Here is a 20,209-nt window from a genome sequence, read left to right as displayed (position 1 = left end):
TTTCTCGTGTCTCGATCGCTCCAGCAGAATGCGGTGGTGGAACCACCCGCCATCACACCTGTCGTCGCCGAACTCGCCGCTCGGTTCGCCGCCGCCGGCAAGCGCCTCTACCTCGTCGGTGGAAGTGTGCGCGACGCCGTGCTGGGGCGCCCGACGAACGACTTCGACTTCACCACGGACGCGCGACCTGCGGAGATCCAGAAGCTGCTGAGCGGCTGGGCCGACGCGCAGTGGGACACCGGCATCGCCTTCGGGACGGTCGGCGCGTCGAAGAAGGGCGAGATCATCGAGATCACGACCTTCCGCGCGGACGTCTACGACGGCGTGACCCGCAACCCCGAGGTGACCTTCGGCGACTCCATCGACGGCGACCTGGTCCGGCGCGACTTCACGGTCAACGCGATGGCGTTCGACATCGCCGCCGGCGAGTTCGTGGACCCGACCGGCGGCCTGCAGGCCGCGCGCGACGGCGTGCTGGACACCCCGGCGACCCCGCAGGAGTCGTTCGGCGACGACCCGCTGCGCATGCTGCGCGCCGCCCGGTTCGTCTCCCAGCTCGGCTTCACGGCCGCGCCCCGGGTGATCGAGGCGATGCGGTCGATGGCAGGCCAGCTCACCCGCATCACGCCGGAGCGCGTGCAGGTGGAGCTCTCGAAGCTCCTGTGCGGCGCGCACCCGCGCCGCGGCATCGAGCTCATGGTGGAGACCGGGCTGGCCGACATCGTGCTGCCCGAGCTCACGGCCATGAAGCTGGAGATCGACGAACATCATCAGCACAAGGACGTCTTCGACCACTCGCTGGTTGTGCTGGAACAGGCAATTGATCTTGAAGAAGTTGATCAATCACCCGATCTGGTGCTGAGGATCGCCGCGCTCCTGCACGACATCGGCAAGCCGGCGACCCGGAAGTTCGAGCCAGGCGGCGGCGTCTCGTTCCACCACCACGAGGTTGTGGGCGCGAAGATGGTCCGCAAGCGCTTGCGGGCGTTGCGGTACTCGAAGGAGATCACCGAGGACGTCGCGAAGCTCGTCTACCTGCACCTCCGCTTCCACGGGTACGGCAACGGCGAGTGGACCGACTCGGCCGTGCGCCGGTACGTGACGGACGCCGGTGACCTGCTGACGCGGTTGCACAAGCTCGTCCGTGCCGACTGCACGACGCGGAACAAGCGCAAGGCGAACCTGCTGCGCAAGACCTACGACTCCCTTGAGGAACGCATCGCGCGCATCGCGGCCGAGGAAGACCTCGCGCGCGTGCGTCCGGACCTCGACGGCAACGAGATCATGAAGCTCCTCGGCCTGCAGCCGGGCCGCGAGGTCGGCGCCGCGTGGAAGTTCCTCAAGGAGCTCAGGCTCGACCGCGGGCCGCTGGACCGCGACGAAGCCGAGGCCGCATTGCTCGACTGGGCGCGCGAACAGGGCATCACGCCACCCGCTCCGTAACGCATTGTGAGCGAATGGAATCCCCGCGTTAGCGAAGTGTCAGCGCGGGGATGCACCATGGTCAGTGCGCCAGGGGGGCGCATGGGGGTGGTGCAGATGTTCGCTTGGGGACTTTCCGCAGGTCCTGCAGTGCGGGACCTGGACGTGCTGACCGACGACCAACGAGCCGTGCTGAGGTGTCTCGCGCGTGGTCACGCCGACCACGAGATCGCGCGCGTGCTCGGCATCGGGCAACAGCGGGTGGCCGACGAGGTGGCCGAGATCCTGGGGCGCCTGGATCTAACCGATCGAGTGGCGGCCGTCGTCTTCGCGCACGAGGCCGGGATGCTGCACCTGCCGTTTCCGCGCTGACAGGAGCAGGTAGGCGCCGAGCCCGACCAGGTACAGGCTCGCGGCGACGAGGAGGAGGGCGGGCGAACGCCCGTCCAGGGGGACCACCATCGCCGTGATCGACACCGCGGTGACCTGCGCGATGTTGAAGAGGGTGTCGTAGAGCGCGAACACGCGCCCGCGCACCTCGTCACCGACGTCGTGCTGCACCGCGGTGTCCACGCAGAGCTTGACGATCTGACCAGCGAAGATGATCACGAAGCTGGCCAGCAGGATCGACGGCAGCGTCATCGGCAACCCAAGCCCGACCTGGGCCGCGGCCGTGAGCAGCAACGCGCCGCAGATCGTGCGCTTGACGCCGAACCTGTCGACGATGCGGTCCGTCAGAATCCCGGCGAGCAGCACACCCGCGCCGCCGGCGACCGCGACCTCGCCGAGCCCGCCGATGCCCGCCTTGAGGATGCCGTAATCCTCCAGGGTGTAGCGCATCAGCAGCAGCGTGATCATCAGGCTCATGCCGAACGCGGCCCGGTGCGCGAGCAACGCGGCCAGCCCGGCCGTGACGCTCGGCGTGCGCCAGGTGGCCTTCGCGCCGTCCAGCAGACCGCGGGCCACGGCCGTGATGGCGTTGTGCGGCTCGTCGACCTCGTCCGGCCCGAGCACGCCCGCCTTGAACCGGCTGGCGATGAACGCGCTGAGCAGCAGGCCCACGACGGCGATGCTGGTGGTCCACCCCGAACCGCCGTCCCCGGCGCCGAGCAGCGTGCGGAACCCGATAGCGCAGGCCGCGCCGATCACGGCCATGACCGCGCCGGCCGTCGTGGTCAGCGCGTTCGCCTCGACCAGGTGATCTTCGTCGACGACGTGCGGCAGCGACGCGCTCAGGCCGGACCCGACGAACCTGCCGATGCCCATGACGACGAGCGCGGAGACGTAGAGGGGCAGCCCGCTCAGCCCTGCACCCACCGCCAGCGCCGTGAGCAGGACGAACGCGGCCCGCGTGACGTTCGCGACGACGATGACCTTCTTGCGGTCCCACCGGTCGAGCAACGCACCCGTGAACGGTCCGATCAGCGAGTACGGCAGCAGCAACACCGCGAACCCGGCAGCGATCGCCGCGGGATCGGCCTGGCGCTCGGGGTTGAACAGCACGGCACCGGCGAGCCCGGCCTGGAAGAGCCCGTCACCCCACTGGGAGGCGAGCCGGGTGGCGAGGAGCCTGCGGTAGGCGGGGATGCCGAGGAACCGGCGTGATCCCCAGTGGTGCTTCTCCACCGCAAGCGTTGTCACCGTTGCACTCTATGCGCGTGGTGGTGAAAACCACGAAAGCCGGACCTCGCGGTCCGGCTCCCCTGGTGCCGGATGCCAGGTCGCCTCACGGCGCGGTGCACTACGCGGCTCCAGCCGAACGGTATTCCGCGAAGGCGGTTGTCTGTTGAGCCCGGGGGACACAAAGACATCCGACACCTCAGTCTAACGGGACGCGGGCCTGAGTTGTTCCGGCGATCACGGGTGATTTCATGGTGACGTGCGTCCCGATGACGAAGTCGAAGTCGAGCCAGGTTCCCTGTTGGTTGCCGCTCCGAGCCTGAACGACCCGAACTTCACGCGCACCGTGGTCTACATCATCGACCAACGTCCAGAGGGGACCCTCGGCGTCGTGCTGAACCGCCCCTCCGACGTGGCGGTGCACGACGTGCTGCCGCCGTGGGGTTCGCAGGTCACCAAGCCGCAGTGCATCTACATAGGCGGCCCGGTCGAGCAGAAGACGGCGCTGTGCCTGGCAGCCCTGAAGGCGGGTACCGACCCCGCCGCCGTGGAGGGTCTGGTCAGCGTGCAGGGCCCGGTCGCACTGGTCGACCTCGACGCCGAACCGGACGACCTGATGCCGCTGGTGCGCGGCCTGCGGGTGTTCGCGGGCTACGCGGGCTGGGGCGAAGGCCAGTTGCAGGGCGAGATCGACCGCGGCGACTGGATCGTCGTGACCGGACTGGCCGACGACGTGCTGGCCGGCGCGAACGTCGACCTGTGGGGCAGGGTGCTGCGCCGGCAGGGCATGCCTCTGGCGCTGCTGTCGACCTACCCGAAGGACGTCCGAGACAACTGACCCGACTGATTCACGTGAAACTTCGAACTACAGCCCCGCGAGCGGGGAGCAACCGCCACCGCCGCAAGCGCAGCCGCCGCAGCCCTTGGGCTTGACCGGCTCCGGCACGAGAGCGGCCGCCCGGCTGCCCATCACGCCACCGGCGAGAGCGATCGTCAGCGCACCGATCAGTCCGATGATCCCAGCGGTCACCGCCAGGTCGGCCATCACGAACGCCATCGCGCCCGACACGACGGCGACGACACCCGCCGCGACGTTCGGCACGCCCGCGACTCGGTTGGCCAGTGCGAACGTCTCCTCGTCACGCAGGGCGGCGGCCGTGCGCACGCCTACGAAGCGGTTGCGGCGGAGCCTGCCCTGCAGACCCAGCAGACCGACCGCGCCGAGAGCGACGCCGAGCACACCCAGGACGACCGACAGCACGATGTTCACCCCATGAGGGTAAGACGGGACCGCGGTCAACCTCTCGGTCACCCCGGTCTGATGTGCCGCAGGCCACCGCCCGGTTCATCGTGCTTGCGCTGCGCTGATACCGTTGACGACATGAGCACGGCCCGCCTGCTCCTTATCTAGCCGCGACGACCTCTTCGGAAGACGGTCGGCGCGGCCACCCTCCATGCCCGTCTGGGCTGGGGGGTTTCGTCATGTCAGGGGCAGGAACAGACGTGAGAGGGACCTTGAAATGAGCACGGACGCGGCGGAGATTCCCGCCTACCGCTACACCGCCGAGCTGGCGAACCAGATCGAGGAGCGGTGGCAGCGGTACTGGGAGAACCACGGCACCTACCACGCGCCCAACCCCGTTGGCGCGCTCAAGGGTGACGTGCCCGCCGACAAGCTGTTCGTGCAGGACATGTTCCCGTACCCGAGCGGTGCCGGCCTGCACGTCGGCCACCCGCTGGGCTTCATCGGCACGGACGTCTTCGCGCGGTACCACCGCATGAACGGCCGCAACGTGCTGCACACCATGGGTTTCGACGCGTTCGGGCTGCCCGCGGAGCAGTACGCGGTGCAGACGGGTCAGCACCCGCGCAAGACCACCGAGGACAACATCAACACCTACCTGCGTCAGATCCGCAGGCTGGGTCTGGGCCACGACGAGCGTCGCCGCATCTCGACGATCGACCCCGAGTACTACAAGTGGACCCAGTGGATCTTCCTGCAGATCTTCAACTCCTGGTACGACCCGGACGCGCGCAAGGCTCGCCCGATCGCCGAGTTGATCTCGCAGTTCGAGTCTGGTGAGCGCGACGTCGAGGGCGGCCGCACGTGGTCTGAGCTGTCTTTTGCCGACCAGCAAAGGATCTTGGGCGAATATCGCCTGGCCTACATGTCGGAGGCGCCCGTCAACTGGTGTCCCGGACTGGGTACTGTCTTGGCGAACGAAGAGGTCACCGCGGACGGTCGCAGTGAGCGTGGCAACTTCCCGGTGTTCAGGAAAAGCCTGCGCCAGTGGATGATGCGCATCACCGCGTACTCGGACCGGCTGATCGACGACTTGGACCGGCTGGACTGGCCGGACAAGGTCAAGGCCATGCAGCGCAACTGGATCGGGCGCTCGCATGGTGCCCGTGTCCGATTTGCGGTGGGAGACGAGAACATTGAGGTCTTCACGACCCGTCCGGACACGTTGTTCGGCGCGACCTACATGGTCCTGGCACCGGAACACGAGCTGGTGGACCAGATTGCGGCGCCCGATCGCGTGGCAGACATCGCCGCGTACCGGCGCGCAGCGTCCCTGAAGTCCGAACTGGACCGTCAGGAGAACAAGGAGAAGACCGGCGTCTTCATCGGGGCGTACGCCACGAACCCGGTGAACGGCAAGGAAATCCCCGTCTACATCGCCGACTACGTCCTGATGGGCTACGGCACGGGCGCGATCATGGCCGTGCCCGGCCAGGACCAGCGGGACTGGGACTTCGCGAAGAAGTTCGACCTGCCGATCATCCGCACGGTCCAGCCGTCGGAAGGCTTCGAGGGCGAGGCCTACACCGGCGACGGTCCGGCCGTGAACAGCGGTTTCCTGGACGGCATGGCGATCGACGACGCCAAGAAGACGATGATCGGCTGGCTGGAGGAGAACGGCCACGGTCACGGCACCGTCCAGTTCAAGCTGCGCGACTGGCTGTTCAGCCGCCAGCGCTACTGGGGCGAGCCGTTCCCGGTCGTCTACGACGAGTCCGGCACGGCCATCGCGCTGCCCGAGTCGATGCTGCCGATCGAGCTGCCCGAGGTCGACGACTACTCGCCGCGCACCTTCGACCCGGAGGACGCGGACACCGAGCCGTCGCCGCCGCTGTCGCGCGCGACCGAGTGGATGACGGTCGAGCTGGACCTGGGCGACGGCCTGAAGACGTACCGCCGCGACACGAACACCATGCCGAACTGGGCGGGTTCGTGCTGGTACCAGCTGCGCTACGTCGACCCGGCCGAGACCGAGCGGTTCGTCAACCCGGAGAACGAGCAGTACTGGCTGGGCCCGCGCACGGCCGAGCACGGCTCGACCGACCCCGGTGGCGTCGACCTGTACATCGGCGGCGTCGAGCACGCGGTGCTGCACCTGCTGTACTCGCGCTTCTGGCAGAAGGTCCTGTTCGACCTGGGCCACCTGTCCGGCGACGAGCCGTACCGCCGCCTGTTCAACCAGGGCTACATCCAGGCGTACGCCTACCGCGACCCGCGTGGCGTGCACGTGCCCGCGGACGAGGTCGTCGAGGCCGACGGCAAGTACCTGTACAACGGCGAGGAAGTCACTCGTGAGTACGGGAAGATGGGCAAGAGCCTGAAGAACGTCGTCACGCCGGACGAGATGTGCGAACGGTACGGCGCCGACACCTTCCGGTTCTACGAGATGTCCATGGGTCCGATGGACGTGTCACGGCCGTGGGCGACCAAGGACGTCGTGGGCGCGCAGCGGTTCATGCAGCGTCTGTGGCGCAACCTGGTCGACGAGACCGACGGCTCGCTGCGCGTCACGGACGAAGAGCCGTCCGTCGAGGCGCTGCGGCTGCTGCACAAGACGATCGCCGGCGTCCACGACGACTACGCGAACCTGCGCTACAACACGGCGGGCGCGAAACTGATCGAGCTGAACAACTACGTCACCAAGCACTACTCGTCCGGCACGCCCCGTGCGCTGGCCGAGGCCCTGGTGCTGATGCTGGCTCCGCAGGCCCCGCACGTGGCCGAGGAGCTGTGGTCGAAGCTGGGCAACGAGGGCTCGCTGGCGCACGGCCCGTTCCCGAAGGCCGACGAGCAGTACCTGGTCGAGGACACCGTCGAGTACCCGATCCAGGTCAACGGCAAGGTCCGCTCGCGGGTCGTCGTGTCGGCGTCCGCGGCGCAGGACGAGATCAAGGCCGCCGCGCTGGCCGAGGAGAAGATCGCCGAGCTGGTCGCCGGTGGCGAGCCGCGCAAGGTGATCGTCGTTCCCGGCCGTCTGGTGAACATCGTTCTGTAACAGCGAGCAGAGCTGGCGCGGTCACGGCCGCGCCAGCTCTGCCAGCACCTGCTCCACCTCCAGCGAGGGGTCGGCCACGCCAGCCGCCCGCAACGCTCCCGCGAGCACGGTCATGAGCATCTCGACGACGAGGTCCACGCCGAACGGGTGTGCGCTCGTCAGGTAGTCGCGTGCCAGCTGATCGGCCGCTGTCGTGTACATCCGCAGCACGGCACGCACCGCCGGCCGGTCGAAGTCCAGCCCCAGGTTCTCGCACAGCCGGCGGTTTCCGTCGTCCCGCACCTGGTCGAACGGCTCCTCCGCGCCCCACGGCCGCAGCACCAGGTTCAGCGCCAGGTCGCGATGCGCCGCCAGGTACGTCAGGTGCGCCGCGTGCGACTGGCGGATCCGCTTCCCCAACGGCACGTCCGGGTCGTCGACGTGCAGGTCCAGCACCTCGCGCCCGATCGAGCACAGCACCTCGCCGTAGAGCCCCTGCTTGCTGCCGAAGTGGTGGAACACCAGCCCGTGCGCGACTCCGGCCGCTCGGGCGATGTCGGCTGCCTTCACGTCCTCGTACTTCGACGTGATGAACAGCTCTCGGGCCGCTGCCAGGACTTTCTCCTTGGTGGCGGCTGCGGTCGCGGCACGGGTCATGGCACCACGCTAACAGTTCGTTGACTCCGAGTCAGTGAAGGAGTAGTTCTTGATTAAGAGTCATTGACTCGAAGTCAACGAGGGGATGCAGGATGACGAAGACACTGATCATCGGAGCCACCGGCACCGTGGGCGGCCTGGTGCTCGCGGAAGCTGTGCGTCGAGGTGTGGACGTGCGCGCGTTGGTGCGGAACAAGGAACGGGCGAACCTGCCCGACACGGTCGAGCTGGTCGAAGGAGACCTCGCCGATCGCGACGCCGTGGCCGGTGCGTTGAGGGGCGTCGACTCGGCGTTCTACGTGTCGCCGCACGAGACCAACGAGGTCGAGATCGCGACGATCTTCGGTCAGGAGGCCGAACGAGCCGGCGCACGCCTGGTGTTCGGCGGCTTCCACATCGAGGACGACGCCGCGCGCGAAGCGGCTGGCAGCGCGATCCCGGCCTACATCCCGAAGCTGAAGCTGGCGGCGTTCCTCGCGAGCACCGACACCAGGCCCGCGATGGTCAGCATCACCAACTTCGCCCAGAACGACGAGGTCTTCCGCGCCGACATCGAGGCAGGGACGTTCCCGACGCCCCTGCATCCGGGCGGGGTCAACCGGATCGACCTGCGCGACGCGGCCGAGGTGCTCACCAACGCGCTGGTCGACGTGAGCTTCGCGGCCGGCTCCTACCAGCTCGTGGGCCCCGAGTCCTTGAACGGCGAGCAGTCGGCGCAGATCTGGGCGGAGGAGCTCGGCCGGCCGGTCGTCTACACCGGTGACGACCCCGAGTGGCGCAAGGCGTTCGAGCGCAGGCTGTCAGGTCAGAAGCTGGTGGACTGGATCCGCAGCTTCGAGTTGCTCAGCGCCGCGCCGATTCCCACGACCGAGGCCGAGGTCGCGACCATGACGAAGCTGCTCGGGCACGCGCCGCGCACGCTGCGCGACTACGTGCGGGACTCGGTCAACTGATCTCGGACTCCTCGAAGCCGATGTCCGTCAGCATCTGGTCGAGCATGCTGTCGAACATCGGCTCGGGGTTGCTCACCGCGAACGGGAACCGCCCGAACACCTCCAGCGCCACGTGCCCGTACAGCCGCACCCACGACTGGACGACGTGGTAGATCTTGCCCAGGTTCAGGACGTCGTCACCGATCGTCACGCCGTGCTCCGACACCGCGTCCACCAGGACCTGCTGGAACCTGACCAGGTCCTCGTGCAGCACCTCGGGCACGTCGTCGTCCGCGTGGGTGGCGACCAGGTTCGACGCGATCAGCTGCCCCGCGAGCTGCAGGAACACCGAGCCGAACTGGTCGGCGCCGATCGGGTCGCGCGGCGAGGCGAAGACCAGCGCGAACTCCTGAGGGTGGGCCAGCGCCCAGCGGCGGAAGGCGTGGCACACCGCCCTGACCTGGCATCCCACCTGGCCTGACGTGTCCGCGGCGAGGTTCGCGTAGAGCGCTGCCGCCATGTCCGCGCAGATGTCGTCGCAGAGCTGCCGCAAGAGCGCGTCGTGCGAGTCGTAGTAGCGGTAGAGCGCCGGCGCGGTGATGCCGAGTTTGCGTGCAATGGCACGCAGGGTAACCGCATCGCGGCCGCTTTCCACCAAGAGGGCGCGGGCCGCCTGCCGAATCTCACGCTCGGTCTCGGCGCGGAGCCGTTCTCGGCGAGTGGCCTCGGTCATATGTCACTCCATCGGGTTGTAGACCCCGCCCACGGCCCCGTACGGTTTCAGCGAACGGTGTTTACAAGAGTTCACGGGATTAACAGCACGGTAACCCAGGAGGCCGTCGTCGATGTTCGCGAAGTGGGGATCCATCGCTTATCGCCGCCGGTGGGTGGTGCTGATCGCGACCGTACTGCTCGCGGTCGTCGGCGGTGTGTGGGGCATCGGCGTGTTCGACAAGCTCAGCCAGGGTGGGTACGAGGCTCCTTCCAGTGAGGCGGCGCGGGCCGACAAGGTAGCCGAGGAGGCGTTCGGGCGGCAGAACGGTGACGTGATCGTCATTTATCGCGGTGATTTCGCGAACCCGCTCGAGCTGAAGAAGGTCGCCGACCACATCAGCGGCTTCCCCAAGGACGACGTGCTCAAGGCCGTCGGGCCGGTTCCGTCGGACAACCAGCAGCAGGCGCTCGTCGCGATCACGCTGAGCAGCGGTGACTCGAACGAGCAGATCAAGCAGTTCCAGGACATCCAGCCTCAGCTGAAGGTCGACGGTTTCACCGAGCAGATCGGTGGGCTCGTGCCCACCCAGAAGGCCATCAACGACATGTCCCAGGAGGACCTGACGCGCGCCGAGATGTTCTCGCTGCCGCTGGTCCTGCTGCTGCTCGTGATCATCTTCGGCGGGCTCGTGGCGGCGTCCCTGCCGGTCGTGGTCGGCGGCCTCGCGATCATGGGCTCGCTCGGCGTGCTGCACGGCGTCGCCCTTTTCACCGAGGTCAACTCGTTCGCGGTCAACGTCGCCTCGCTGCTCGGTCTGGGCATGGCGATCGACTACGGCCTGTTCATGGTCGGCCGGTTCCGCGAGGAGCTCGCGCAAGGCCGCACGACCGAACAGGCCGTCGCCCGCACCGTCGCCTCCGCCGGCCGCACCGTCGTGTTCAGCGCGACGCTGCTGGTCATCGCCCTGGCCGGGCTGCTGCTCTTCCCGCACGGCTTCCTGAAGTCCCTCGCGTACGGCGGCGTGTCCTCGGTCGCGATCGCGGCGCTGGTCTCGATAACGCTGCTGCCCGCGTTGCTCGGCGTGCTCGGCCACCGGGTCGACAAGCTCGCGATGCCGTGGCGCAAGAAGGAGCCGAGCGAACGCGGCTGGCGCAAGCTCAGCGGCAAGGTCATGAAGCGGCCCGTGCTGATCGCCGTGCCGATCGTCGGCGTGCTGCTGGCGCTCGGCTCGCCGTTCCTCGGCGTCCAGTTCGGCCAGGTCACCGAGAAGGTCCTGCCCGAGGGCAACACCGTGCGCGTGGCCACCGAGAACATCAACCAGAACTTCTCGGCGCTCTCCAACACCGGCTTCAAGATCGTCGTCAAGGGCGGTGACGAGGCTGCGGTCCAGGCCTACCTGGGCAAGGTCAAGGACGTCCCCGGCGTCGGCGAGGTCCAGCCGACGGGTGCCGACAAGGGCGTCACGGCCGCGATGGCCGGGCTGGAGAACGACGCGCTGAGCGAGGAGTCGAAGCAGGCGCTCAAGGACGTCCGCGCGTTGCAGCCCCCGGCCGGTGCCGAGGTGCTCGTCGGCGGCAACACCGCGGTGGTCAACGACTCGCTCGACGCCATCGCGGACGGCCTGCCGTTGATGGTCACGCTGCTGGTCGGCGCGACGCTGATCCTGATGTTCCTGGCGTTCGGCTCGGTCGTGCTGCCGATCAAGGCCGTGGTCATGAGCGCGCTGTCGCTGTCCGCGACGTTCGGCGTGCTGGTGTGGATCTTCCAGGACGGCCACGGCGCCGACCTGCTGGGCGTCACGCCGGGGCCGTTGGAGTCCGGCATCGTCGTGCTGATGGCGGCCATCGTGTTCGGTCTGTCGACGGACTACGAGGTCTTCCTGCTCTCCCGCATGGTCGAGGCCCGCGGCCAGGGCGCGACGACCGAGGAGGCGGTGACCACCGGCCTGGCCAAGACCGGCCGGGTGATCACGTCGGCCGCGCTGCTGCTGATCGTCGTGACCGGCGCGTTCGCGTTCTCGCAGGTCGCGATGATGCGGTTCGTCGGCGTCGGCATGATCCTCGCGCTGGCGCTCGACGCCACCGTGGTCCGGATGCTGCTCGTGCCGGCCGTGCTCAAGCTGCTCGGCAACGCCGCGTGGTGGTCACCCGGCCCGCTCAAGAAGATCCAGGAACGCCTCGCGCTTCACGACGAGCCGGTGGACGACCTGGACGACTTCGACGACGAGGTCCGCAGGCCGGTCTCCGTCGGCTGACCGGGCGGGAAGGCGATCATGGCCGCGTCGAAGTGGCGCGGCCTCGCCTCCAGTTCGCCCAGCTTCATCCGATACGTCGTGAGCACCGCGTTCGTGCTGTCCAGGACCGTCGTTGTCGCGCCGGTGGCGAGGAAGACCCTCGTGTCACCCGGTGCGATGGCGACGCTCGGCGAGTCGATGCGCAAGCGTTCGCGCACCTCCATGGTCGCCGCGTCGACGACCAGGACCGACCGTTCCTTCGGCAGCGTCAGGTAGACCGTGGCGCCGTCCGGGGTGACGGCGATGCTGCCCGCTCCCCTGCCGACCTCGACCGTGCCGACGACCTGGTTCGTGGTCGTGTCGATCACCGACAACGTGCCGGGCGTCCGGTCCCCGAGTCGCATGCTGCTGACGTAGAGGCGCTTGCCGTCCGGTGAGATCGCCAGGTGCTGCGGCAGTCCGCCGACCTGCACCGTCGAGGTCTGGAACGCCGTCGCCGTGTCGACCAGGCCGACCGTGCCGTCCTGGGAGTTGGCGACGTAGAGGATCTTGTTGTCCGGGTGGACGGCGAGGCCCTGCGGCTGCCCGCCGGCCTTGATCACCGCGACCATCTGGAAGTTCTCCGGATTCACCACCGCGACGCCGCCGCTGGCCGAGACGTAGAGCCGTTGGCCGTCCGGGCGCATCACCGCGTGCGAGAGCTGGACCTGGGTGAAGAGCCGGTCGAGGATCCCACCGGTGCTCGGGTCGACGACGGTGATCGCGCCGGTCCACCCGTTGACCACGTAGAGCCGCCGCCCGTCGGGCGACACCGCGACGCCCGTCGCGCGGCCCCCGGTGTCGGCCTGCACGAGAACGGCACCGTTGCGGGTGTCCACGACCTGGACGAGACCGGTCTTCCCCACCACGTACGCAAACGGTGCCGCTGAAGCGGAGGAAGTGGTCGTGTACTCGTGCCCTTGGTGAACACCCGTCGCCGCGAAGGCCGCTGAGAGCGCTATAACCGCGGCCACGAGGCGTGGCTTTGCCATACGCCCGATGGGAACACTTCCGGGTGCTTTCGATCCACTTCAGTCACTCGGCCGAGTGAAATCTTTGCCCGGACGTAGTACGGCTGTCGTCCGCGACGGCGGTGCGGACGACAGCCGTCCCACTAGTAAGAGGGCGGAGCCACTGGTTTGGATTCATATGACTCGGGATTCTTCGCCGATGTCACCAGTTTGGCGTAACGGGTGCCCGCGGTGAGCAGGACCAGACCGGCACCGAGGAACGCCAGCACGCGGGCGACACCGTCGAGCGCGGAGAGGTCGAACAGCACCAGCTTCACGACCGCGGCACCGACCAGGATCAGGCCGGAGATCCGCAGCGCCTTGTTGTTGATCCCCCTGACCAGCAGGAACAACGCGGCGATCGTCCACGACACCGTGACCATCGAGTGCCCGAAGAGGAACCCGGTCTCGTTCGGCGACATCAGCAGCGCCGCGCACAGCACCGCACCCGCCGCGCCGTAGAGCAGCACGAGCCCGGAGACGATCCACGGGAACGGGTGCCTGGCCGGCTCGCGCACCACCTGCATCTTCACCGCGGCCCACGGCAGGATCGCGGCGAAGACGCCCAGCACGACCGCCGTCACCAGGCCGGCCGCGTAGTCACCGGCCTTGATGTAGGTGAAGTAGCGCGGCTCCTCGACCAGCCACGTGATCGGCACGGCCACGCCGATGGTCATGATGAACCCGACGAAACCGAACGCGACCGAGCCCACGAGGGCGCTCTTCTTGTTCAGGCGTGCCGCGAGGAACGCCAGCAGCACCGCCTCGGCCAGCACGATCGCCGTGCGGACGTTGCTGTCGAGCGCGATCACCGTGGTCTGGAACAACGCGAGCATGCCCGCCGCACCGGCCGCCGTCGTGAACCCGCGCGGCAGGTCGGGCACCATCCAGATCGCCAGCAGCACGGCCGCGACCGCACCGGCGAGGATCGAGTTGGCCGGGTTCTCCAGCAGCGTCGTCGCGAACAACGCCGGCAGCGCCGAACCCGCGATCAACGCGATCGCGACGATGTCTTCAGGACGCTTGCGGATCGTCAGCAGGGCGACCGCGATGCCGACCACGGTCGTGGCCGCGGCGATGCCGACCACGGTCCACTCGTAGGAGCGCGGGATGGCGTTCGCGGTGGTGAGCAGCGAGGCGAGGATCGGCGGGAAGCCGCCGGCGATGGCGAGGCCCGGCCAGTCGCGCTTGATCTGGACCGGCGTGCTGGCCATCTTGAGCACCAGCAGGAAGCCGACGAGCAGGACCGTGAAGCCCTCGGTGATGATCGGCGAGCACACCGCACAAGCTGCGACGACGGTGACCGCGAGCGCTTGCGACTCCCACTTCAGCGCGAGTACGACACCGGCCGCGGCGACGGCCAGCCCGACGACGAGACCCACGCTCTCGGGCAGGTATCCGTACAGGCTCGTGGCAGCGATGACGTCCAGGTAGAGCCCGGCGAAACCGGTGAAGGCCAGCGCCATCGCGCCGGTGCGCCCGGCGGGGTTGCGGTGCAGCCACATGCCGATGCCGACCAGTGCGCCGCTGAACACCGCGCCGCCGATGACGCGCGGCATCGGGCCGAGCCAGCCGCGCTGGACGGCGAGGACCAGCAGCAGCACGAAGCCGAGCACGGTGATCGCGCCACCGACCCAGGCCAGCAGCTTCGCGCCGGCGCCGTCCTTGCCGAGCTTCTCGAACAGGGTCTCGCGCGGCTGCGGCGCGGGCCACTGCTGCTGTTGCTGCGGGTGAGGCCACTGCCCCTGCGGAGGCGGCGGGAAGCGGTGGCCGGGAGGCGGAGGCTGCTGGCCGGGGAACTGCCGGCCGGGAGGCGGAGGCTGCTGGGTCGAGGCAGCGGCGTGCTGCGACCACGGGTTCGGCTGCTGCGGCACGCTCACGGGTGGCGACGGCACACCGGCGGGCGGCTGCTGCGGCACTCCGGCCGGCGGCGTCGGGACGGTCGTGGCCGGCGGCTGCGGCACCTCGCCGGGCCGCGCCACCTCGGGTGCCTCGATCACCGCTGTCGCGGTCGAGGCGGAGCGCTCGCGCATCTCCGTGCTGATCGTCGTCAGCCGCTGCCCGATGGCCGCGAGCTCCAGCGCGAGGCGCTGCTCGTCTCCGAGGCGATCCTGTCCGTCCATGTGATCAGGGTGAGGCAGAGCACGCCCAGTTACATCCGTACACCTACTCATCCGCTTGACTAGATACATGTGTAATCGATTAACTACTGCTCCGTGACGACCATGAAGGACGTCGCGCAGCACGCCGGCGTCTCCACGGCCACCGTGTCGCGCGTGCTCAACGGCCATGCCGCGCCGACACCCGAGACCCGTGAGCGCGTGCTCGCCGCGATCGAGGAACTCGGCTACCGGCCCAACGCCCTGGCGCGATCCCTCAGGACCACCAGCACCCAGACCCTCGGTCTGGTCATCAGCGATCTGCTGAACCCGTTCTTCGCCGAGATCGCTCGCGCGGTCGAGGACGAAGCCCGGTCACACGGCTACTGCGTCGTGATCGGGAACGCCGACGAGAGCGCCGAGCAGGAAGCGACCTACGTGCGCACCCTGCTCGACCGCCGGGTGGACGGCCTCCTGCTGTGCCCCGCGACCGACGACCCGAGTCTGGTTCGCGAAGTGCGCGCAGGCGGCGTACCGCTAGTTCTGCTCGACCGGACGGTCAGGGGCGCCACATGCCCCGTCGTCCGCGCTGATGGCAGCGAGGCATTGACCGCGCTCGCCCGGCGGCTCGTCGGCGCCGGCCACACCCGCATCGGAGTGATCGCGGGTCCGCCGAACACCTCCACTGGAAGAGAACGAACGGACGTGCTCACGGGGGCGCTCGGCGGCCTCGCGCAGGTCGTGCACGGCGACTTCCGCCAGGAGAGCGGTAGTCAGGCCGCCGCGAGGCTCATCGACGACGGCGCCACCGCGCTCGTGGCGATGGACAACCTGATGGGTCTCGGCGCGCTGGGCGAGGTCCGGGCGCGCGGCCTGCAGATCCCGCACGACATCGCGTTCGCGGTGTTCGACGACCAGCCGTGGTTCCCGCTGCTCGACCCGCCGATCACGGTCATCGCGCAGCCGACCGTCGAGATGGGCCAGGCCGCCGCCCGCAGCCTGCTCGCCCTGATCGACGGCCGCCAGCCCGACGACGTCCGCCTCACCGCGAAGCTCGTGCTGCGCGGTTCGCTCGGGGAGGCCGAGCTGTGAAGACCCTCATCACCGCCCGCGGCATCACCAAGCACTTCGGTGCCACCAAGGCGTTGGACGGTGTCGACCTCGACATCTTCGCGGGCGAGGTCCACGTCCTGCTCGGCGAGAACGGTGCCGGCAAGTCCACGCTGGTCAAGGTCCTCGCGGGCATCCACGGCCACGACGCCGGCACGATCGAGGGCCACGCCAGCCTCGCCGTCATCCACCAGGAACTGGCGCTGGTGCCCGAGCTCAGCGTCGCCGAGAACCTGTTCCTCAACCGGCTCCCGCGCCGGTTCGGCTTCGTCGACCGGGCCGAGATGCGCCGCAGGGCACCGGAACTGCTGGACCGCGTCGGCCTGAACGTCGACCCGGACGCCAAGGTCAAGGACCTCGGCATCGCCCAGCAGCAGATGATCGAGATCGCCCGCGCGCTCGACAAGGACGCCGGCGTGCTGATCCTCGACGAACCGACCGCGGTCCTCACCGAGACCGAGACCGACCGGTTGCTGCAGATCATGGCCCAGCTGCGCCAGAACGGCGTCGGCCTCGTCTTCATCACCCACCACCTCGACGAGATCCAGCGCATCGCCGACCGCATCACGGTCCTGCGCGACGGCCGGAGCGTCGGCGTCCTCGGACCCAAGGCCACCACCCGGCACATGATCGAGCTGATGGTCGGCCGTCCGATCGACGAGCAGTACCCACGCGCACAACAACGTCCTGGTCAGCCGCTGCTCCGCATCGAGGGCCTGACCAAGCGCGGTGTCTTCGAGGACATCACCATCGAGGTCCACGCGGGCGAGGTCGTCGGCATCGCCGGCCTGGTCGGCGCGGGCCGGACGGAGGTCGCGCGGGCCGCGTTCGGCGTGGACGGCTACGACCACGGCACGGTCGAGGTCGACGGCAAGCCGCTGCGCCGGGGCGACGTGCAGGCCGCCATCAAGGCAGGTCTGGGCCTGGTGCCCGAGGACCGCAAGGGTCAGGGCCTCGTCCTCACCGCGACCGTCGGCCAGAACCTCGAACTCGTCACGCTCGACGACCGCGACCAGAAACGCCTGCACGACATCGCGGGCAAGCTCCGGATCAAGGGCCGCGTCGAGCAGCCGGTGAAGGAACTGTCGGGCGGCAACCAGCAGAAGGTCGTCATCGGCAAATGGCTGCTGGCCGACCCGAAGGTGCTGATCCTCGACGAACCGACCAGGGGCGTCGACGTCGGCGCCAAGGTCGAGATCTACGAGCTCATCAACCGCATGACCGCGCAGGGCCGGGCAGTGCTGCTCGTGTCCAGCGACCTGCCCGAGGTGATCGGGATGAGCGACCGCGTCGTCGTGATGGCACACGGCCGGGTGGCCGGTGAGCTGCCCAGGGGCGCGACCCAAGACCAGGTGATGGCACTCGCCGTGCAGGAGATCTCAGCGTGAGCACGATCAGCATTCGCAAGTACGCCAGTGAGAACGGCGCCCTCGCGGGCCTTCTCCTCCTCGCGCTGGTCATCGCGATCATGCAGCCGGCGTTCCTCAACGCGCAGAACCTGCTCAACGTCGGTGTGCAGGCCGCGGTCATCGCGATCATGGCGTTCGGCATGACGTTCGTGGTGGTCGCGGGCGGCATCGACCTGTCGGTGGGCAGCATCGCCGCCCTGGCCGCGATGGTCGGCGCACTCACCGCCGGGCCGATCGGCCTGGTCGTCGGTGCGCTGTGCGGTCTCGTCAACGGTGCGCTGGTCAGCTATGGCAAGCTGCCGCCGTTCATCGCGACGCTGGCCATGCTCAGCGTCGCCCGCGGTCTCACGCTGGTGTTCTCCGAAGGCCAGCCGCACGAGACCGACGCGCTGGTCACGTTCCTCGGCTCGAACCTCGCGCCGATGGTACCGCTGCCGCTGCTGCTGATGCTGGCGTTCTTCGGCATCACCGGCCTGATCCTCACGCGCACCAACCTCGGCCGCCGCATGTACGCGATCGGCGGCAACGAGGAAGCGGCCAAGCTCAGCGGCATCGACGTCCGGAAGCAGAAGCTCTGGATCTACGCGCTGAGCGGCCTCTTCGCCGCCGCCGCAGGCCTCGTGCTCGCGGGACGGCTCGGGTCCGCCGGTCCGCAGGCAGCGGTCGGTTACGAGCTCGACGCCATCGCCGCGGTCGTCATCGGCGGTGCGTCGCTGTCCGGTGGCGTCGGCCGCGCCACCGGGACGTTGGTCGGCGCACTTGTGCTCGCCGTCCTGCGCAACGGCCTCAACCTGCTGCAGGTGCCGCCGTTCTGGCAGCAGGTCGTCATCGGCGTGGTGATCGCTCTCGCCGCGCTGCTCGACTCACTTCGCCGTCGCTGAGAAAACCCGCAACAGGTAAGGAAGACACCAATGAAGGTGACCCGACGGATCGCGCTGACGCTCGGTGCCGCTGCTCTGCTGGCGACCGGCTGCAGCGGGACAGGGGCGTCCGGGGGCCAGATCACCATCGGCCTTGCGGTGTCCACTTTGAACAACCCGTTCTTCGTGGAACTGCAGCAGGGTGCGCAGGAGATGGCGGACCAGCTCGGCGCCAAGCTGACCGTGGTCGACGCGCAGAACGACGCGACGAACCAGGTCAACCAGGTGCAGACGCTGGTGACGCAGGGCGTCAAGGCGATCATCCTCAACCCGGTCGACTCCAAGCAGTCCGGGCCCGCCGCGAAGGCCGCCGAGACGGCGAACATCCCGCTGATCTCGGTCGACCGCGCGGTGGAGGGCAAGGTCGCCGCCGAGGTCGCCTCGAACAACGTCTCGGGTGGCAGCCTCGCGGCCATCGAGCTCGGCCGCGCCACCTCCGGCGAGGTCGCGCACCTCAAGGGCATCCCGGGCGCGTCGGCGTCGCGTGACCGCGGCCAGGGCTTCGAGCAGGGCCTGAACAGCGGCAACATCAAGGTCGTCGCCTCGGCCGTCGCCGACTTCGACCGCGCCAAGGCCCTCAACGAGACCACGAACCTGCTGCAGGGCCACCCCGGTCTCAAGGGCGTCTTCGCCGAGAACGACGAGATGGCGCTCGGCGCGATCAAGGCCCTCGGCGCCCGTGCCGGCAAGGACGTGCAGGTCGTCGGCTTCGACGGCACGCCGGACGGCCTGAAGGCGATCCAGGACGGCACGCTCGCCGCGACCGTCGCGCAGCAGCCGAAGCTCCTGGGCTCCAAGGCCGTCGAGCAGGCCGTGCACGCCGCCAAGGGCGAGCCGGTTCAGCAGGTCGTGGACGTCGAGGTCAAGGTCATCACCGCGAAGAACGTGGCAGAGTTCGTCAAGTGACGCAGACTTTGCTCGTTCTCGGGTCCGCCAACGCCGACCTCGTGGTCGAGGTCGGCAGGCGGCCCGCCGGCGGTGAGACCGTGCTCGGCGGCGACACCGTCGTGCTGCCCGGCGGCAAGGGCGCGAACACAGCCGTTGCCGCCGCACGCGTCGGTGCCTCTGTCGCGTTGGTCGGTGCCGTGGGTGGCGACGGGTACGGCTCGCTGTTGCGCGAGTCGCTGGAGTCGTCCGGCGTCGACACGGCGCTGGTGAAGACCTCCTCCCGTCCCACCGGGATCGCGTACATCACCGTGACCCCGGACGGTGAGAACTCCATCGTGGTGTCACCCGGCGCCAACGCCGACGTGTCACCGTCCGATGTGGACTCTCTCTCGTTCGACGGCGCAGCCGTGCTGACGTGCTCGCTGGAAGTGCCGCTGGAGACGGTGGTCCACGCGATCGGCGCCGCTTCCCGTGCCGGAGTCCGGACCGTGCTCAACCTGTCGCCGGTCGCGGAACTGCCCGCGGAGACGTTGCGGCAGCTCACCGTGCTGATCGTGAACGAGCACGAGGCCGCGCAACTCGCCTCGGACTGGCGTTCCCTGCTCGAACTCGGCCCCAGCTCGGCCATCGTGACGCTGGGCTCGCGCGGCGCCGCCGTGGTGCAGGAGTCCGGCGTCGTCGAGGTGCCGGCGATCGAGGTCTCCGAGGTGGTCGACACGACCGGCGCCGGTGACGCGTTCGCCGGTGCGCTGTCCGCTCGCCTGGCCGAAGGCGACGACCTGGTGCAGGCCGCCCGCTACGCCGCGAAGGTCGCCGCGCTGTCCGTCACGAAGGCGGGCGCGCAGCCGTCCTACCCGACCGCCGCCGAAGTCGGCTGA

General features: G+C 68.8%; 17 protein-coding genes. 11 read left to right on the top strand and 6 right to left on the bottom strand.

Going from position 1 to position 20,209, the window contains the following annotated elements:
- Positions 1-6 precede the first annotated feature (6 nt).
- Positions 7-1,443 carry a CCA tRNA nucleotidyltransferase gene (locus SK571_RS08405; RefSeq protein ID WP_319983455.1) on the top strand — a complete coding sequence of 479 codons (1,437 nt, stop codon included), beginning with the start codon at positions 7-9 and terminating at the stop codon, positions 1,441-1,443.
- Between the two features lie 81 nt (positions 1,444-1,524).
- Positions 1,525-1,794 (top strand): LuxR C-terminal-related transcriptional regulator, encoded by a 270-nt coding sequence (locus tag SK571_RS08400; protein ID WP_319983454.1) that lies wholly within the window; start codon positions 1,525-1,527, stop codon positions 1,792-1,794.
- Here SK571_RS08400 and SK571_RS08395 read toward each other — a convergent pair.
- Positions 1,723-3,063: an MFS transporter gene (locus SK571_RS08395; RefSeq protein ID WP_319983453.1), complete on the bottom strand. Its 1,341-nt coding sequence runs from the start codon at positions 3,061-3,063 to the stop codon at positions 1,723-1,725. The genes SK571_RS08400 and SK571_RS08395 overlap by 72 nt on opposite strands.
- Positions 3,064-3,301: 238 nt before the next feature.
- Between SK571_RS08395 and SK571_RS08390 the strand changes: the two genes are divergently transcribed.
- Positions 3,302-3,880 carry a YqgE/AlgH family protein gene (locus tag SK571_RS08390; RefSeq protein WP_319983452.1) on the top strand — a complete coding sequence of 193 codons (579 nt, stop codon included), beginning with the start codon at positions 3,302-3,304 and terminating at the stop codon, positions 3,878-3,880.
- 27 nt (positions 3,881-3,907) lie between these two features.
- On the opposite strand, the gene SK571_RS08385 is transcribed toward SK571_RS08390, so the two are convergent.
- A complete protein-coding gene (locus tag SK571_RS08385; RefSeq protein ID WP_256334710.1) occupies positions 3,908-4,312 on the bottom strand; it encodes an SdpI family protein in 405 nt (134 codons plus the stop codon).
- Positions 4,313-4,562: 250 nt separating this feature from the next.
- Between SK571_RS08385 and leuS the strand changes: the two genes are divergently transcribed.
- Positions 4,563-7,340 (top strand): leucine--tRNA ligase, encoded by a 2,778-nt coding sequence (leuS, locus tag SK571_RS08380; RefSeq protein WP_319983451.1) that lies wholly within the window; start codon positions 4,563-4,565, stop codon positions 7,338-7,340.
- 21 nt (positions 7,341-7,361) lie between these two features.
- Here the strand turns inward: leuS and SK571_RS08375 are convergent, their stop codons facing one another.
- Positions 7,362-7,976 carry a TetR/AcrR family transcriptional regulator gene (locus SK571_RS08375; protein WP_319983450.1) on the bottom strand — a complete coding sequence of 205 codons (615 nt, stop codon included), beginning with the start codon at positions 7,974-7,976 and terminating at the stop codon, positions 7,362-7,364.
- Positions 7,977-8,068: 92 nt separating this feature from the next.
- Here SK571_RS08375 and SK571_RS08370 point away from each other — a divergent pair, with 92 nt between their 5' ends.
- The gene (locus SK571_RS08370; protein ID WP_319983449.1) at positions 8,069-8,929 is read left to right on the top strand and encodes an SDR family oxidoreductase; all 861 of its coding nucleotides are present in this window, start codon (positions 8,069-8,071) and stop codon (positions 8,927-8,929) included.
- Here the strand turns inward: SK571_RS08370 and SK571_RS08365 are convergent.
- Positions 8,922-9,641, bottom strand: a complete 720-nt coding sequence (locus SK571_RS08365) for a TetR/AcrR family transcriptional regulator (protein ID WP_319983448.1) — start codon at positions 9,639-9,641, stop codon at positions 8,922-8,924. The genes SK571_RS08370 and SK571_RS08365 overlap by 8 nt on opposite strands.
- Before the next feature lie 112 nt (positions 9,642-9,753).
- Between SK571_RS08365 and SK571_RS08360 the strand changes: the two genes are divergently transcribed.
- Complete coding sequence (locus tag SK571_RS08360) at positions 9,754-11,877, top strand: MMPL family transporter (RefSeq protein ID WP_319983447.1); 2,124 nt, start codon at positions 9,754-9,756, stop codon at positions 11,875-11,877.
- Here the strand turns inward: SK571_RS08360 and SK571_RS08355 are convergent.
- Positions 11,808-12,764, bottom strand: coding sequence for a YVTN family beta-propeller repeat protein (locus SK571_RS08355; protein WP_319983446.1), 957 nt, complete (start codon positions 12,762-12,764; stop codon positions 11,808-11,810). The genes SK571_RS08360 and SK571_RS08355 overlap by 70 nt on opposite strands.
- Positions 12,765-13,009: 245 nt before the next feature.
- On the bottom strand, positions 13,010-15,028 hold the full coding sequence (locus SK571_RS08350) for a DUF2339 domain-containing protein (protein WP_319983445.1): 2,019 nt from the start codon (positions 15,026-15,028) through the stop codon (positions 13,010-13,012).
- Positions 15,029-15,130: 102 nt separating this feature from the next.
- Here SK571_RS08350 and SK571_RS08345 point away from each other — a divergent pair, with 102 nt between their 5' ends.
- From SK571_RS08345 to SK571_RS08325, 5 genes are read left to right on the top strand one after another with little or no spacing between them, the layout of a single operon-like run.
- Positions 15,131-16,096 (top strand): LacI family DNA-binding transcriptional regulator, encoded by a 966-nt coding sequence (locus tag SK571_RS08345; RefSeq protein WP_319983591.1) that lies wholly within the window; start codon positions 15,131-15,133, stop codon positions 16,094-16,096.
- Complete coding sequence (locus SK571_RS08340) at positions 16,093-17,502, top strand: sugar ABC transporter ATP-binding protein (RefSeq protein ID WP_319983444.1); 1,410 nt, start codon at positions 16,093-16,095, stop codon at positions 17,500-17,502. The genes SK571_RS08345 and SK571_RS08340 overlap by 4 nt, the downstream gene beginning before the upstream one ends.
- Positions 17,499-18,404 carry an ABC transporter permease gene (locus tag SK571_RS08335; RefSeq protein ID WP_319983443.1) on the top strand — a complete coding sequence of 302 codons (906 nt, stop codon included), beginning with the start codon at positions 17,499-17,501 and terminating at the stop codon, positions 18,402-18,404. The genes SK571_RS08340 and SK571_RS08335 overlap by 4 nt, the downstream gene beginning before the upstream one ends.
- 30 nt (positions 18,405-18,434) lie before the next feature.
- Complete coding sequence (locus SK571_RS08330; RefSeq protein WP_319983442.1) at positions 18,435-19,349, top strand: substrate-binding domain-containing protein; 915 nt, start codon at positions 18,435-18,437, stop codon at positions 19,347-19,349.
- Complete coding sequence (locus tag SK571_RS08325; protein ID WP_319983441.1) at positions 19,346-20,209, top strand: ribokinase; 864 nt, start codon at positions 19,346-19,348, stop codon at positions 20,207-20,209. The genes SK571_RS08330 and SK571_RS08325 overlap by 4 nt, the downstream gene beginning before the upstream one ends.

Source organism: Lentzea kristufekii, from assembly GCF_033949925.1.
Classification (GTDB): Bacteria; Actinomycetota; Actinomycetes; order Mycobacteriales; family Pseudonocardiaceae; genus Lentzea; species Lentzea kristufekii.
Note: the sequence above shows the minus strand (reverse complement) of the source record. Positions and strands in the feature narration are given on the sequence as shown.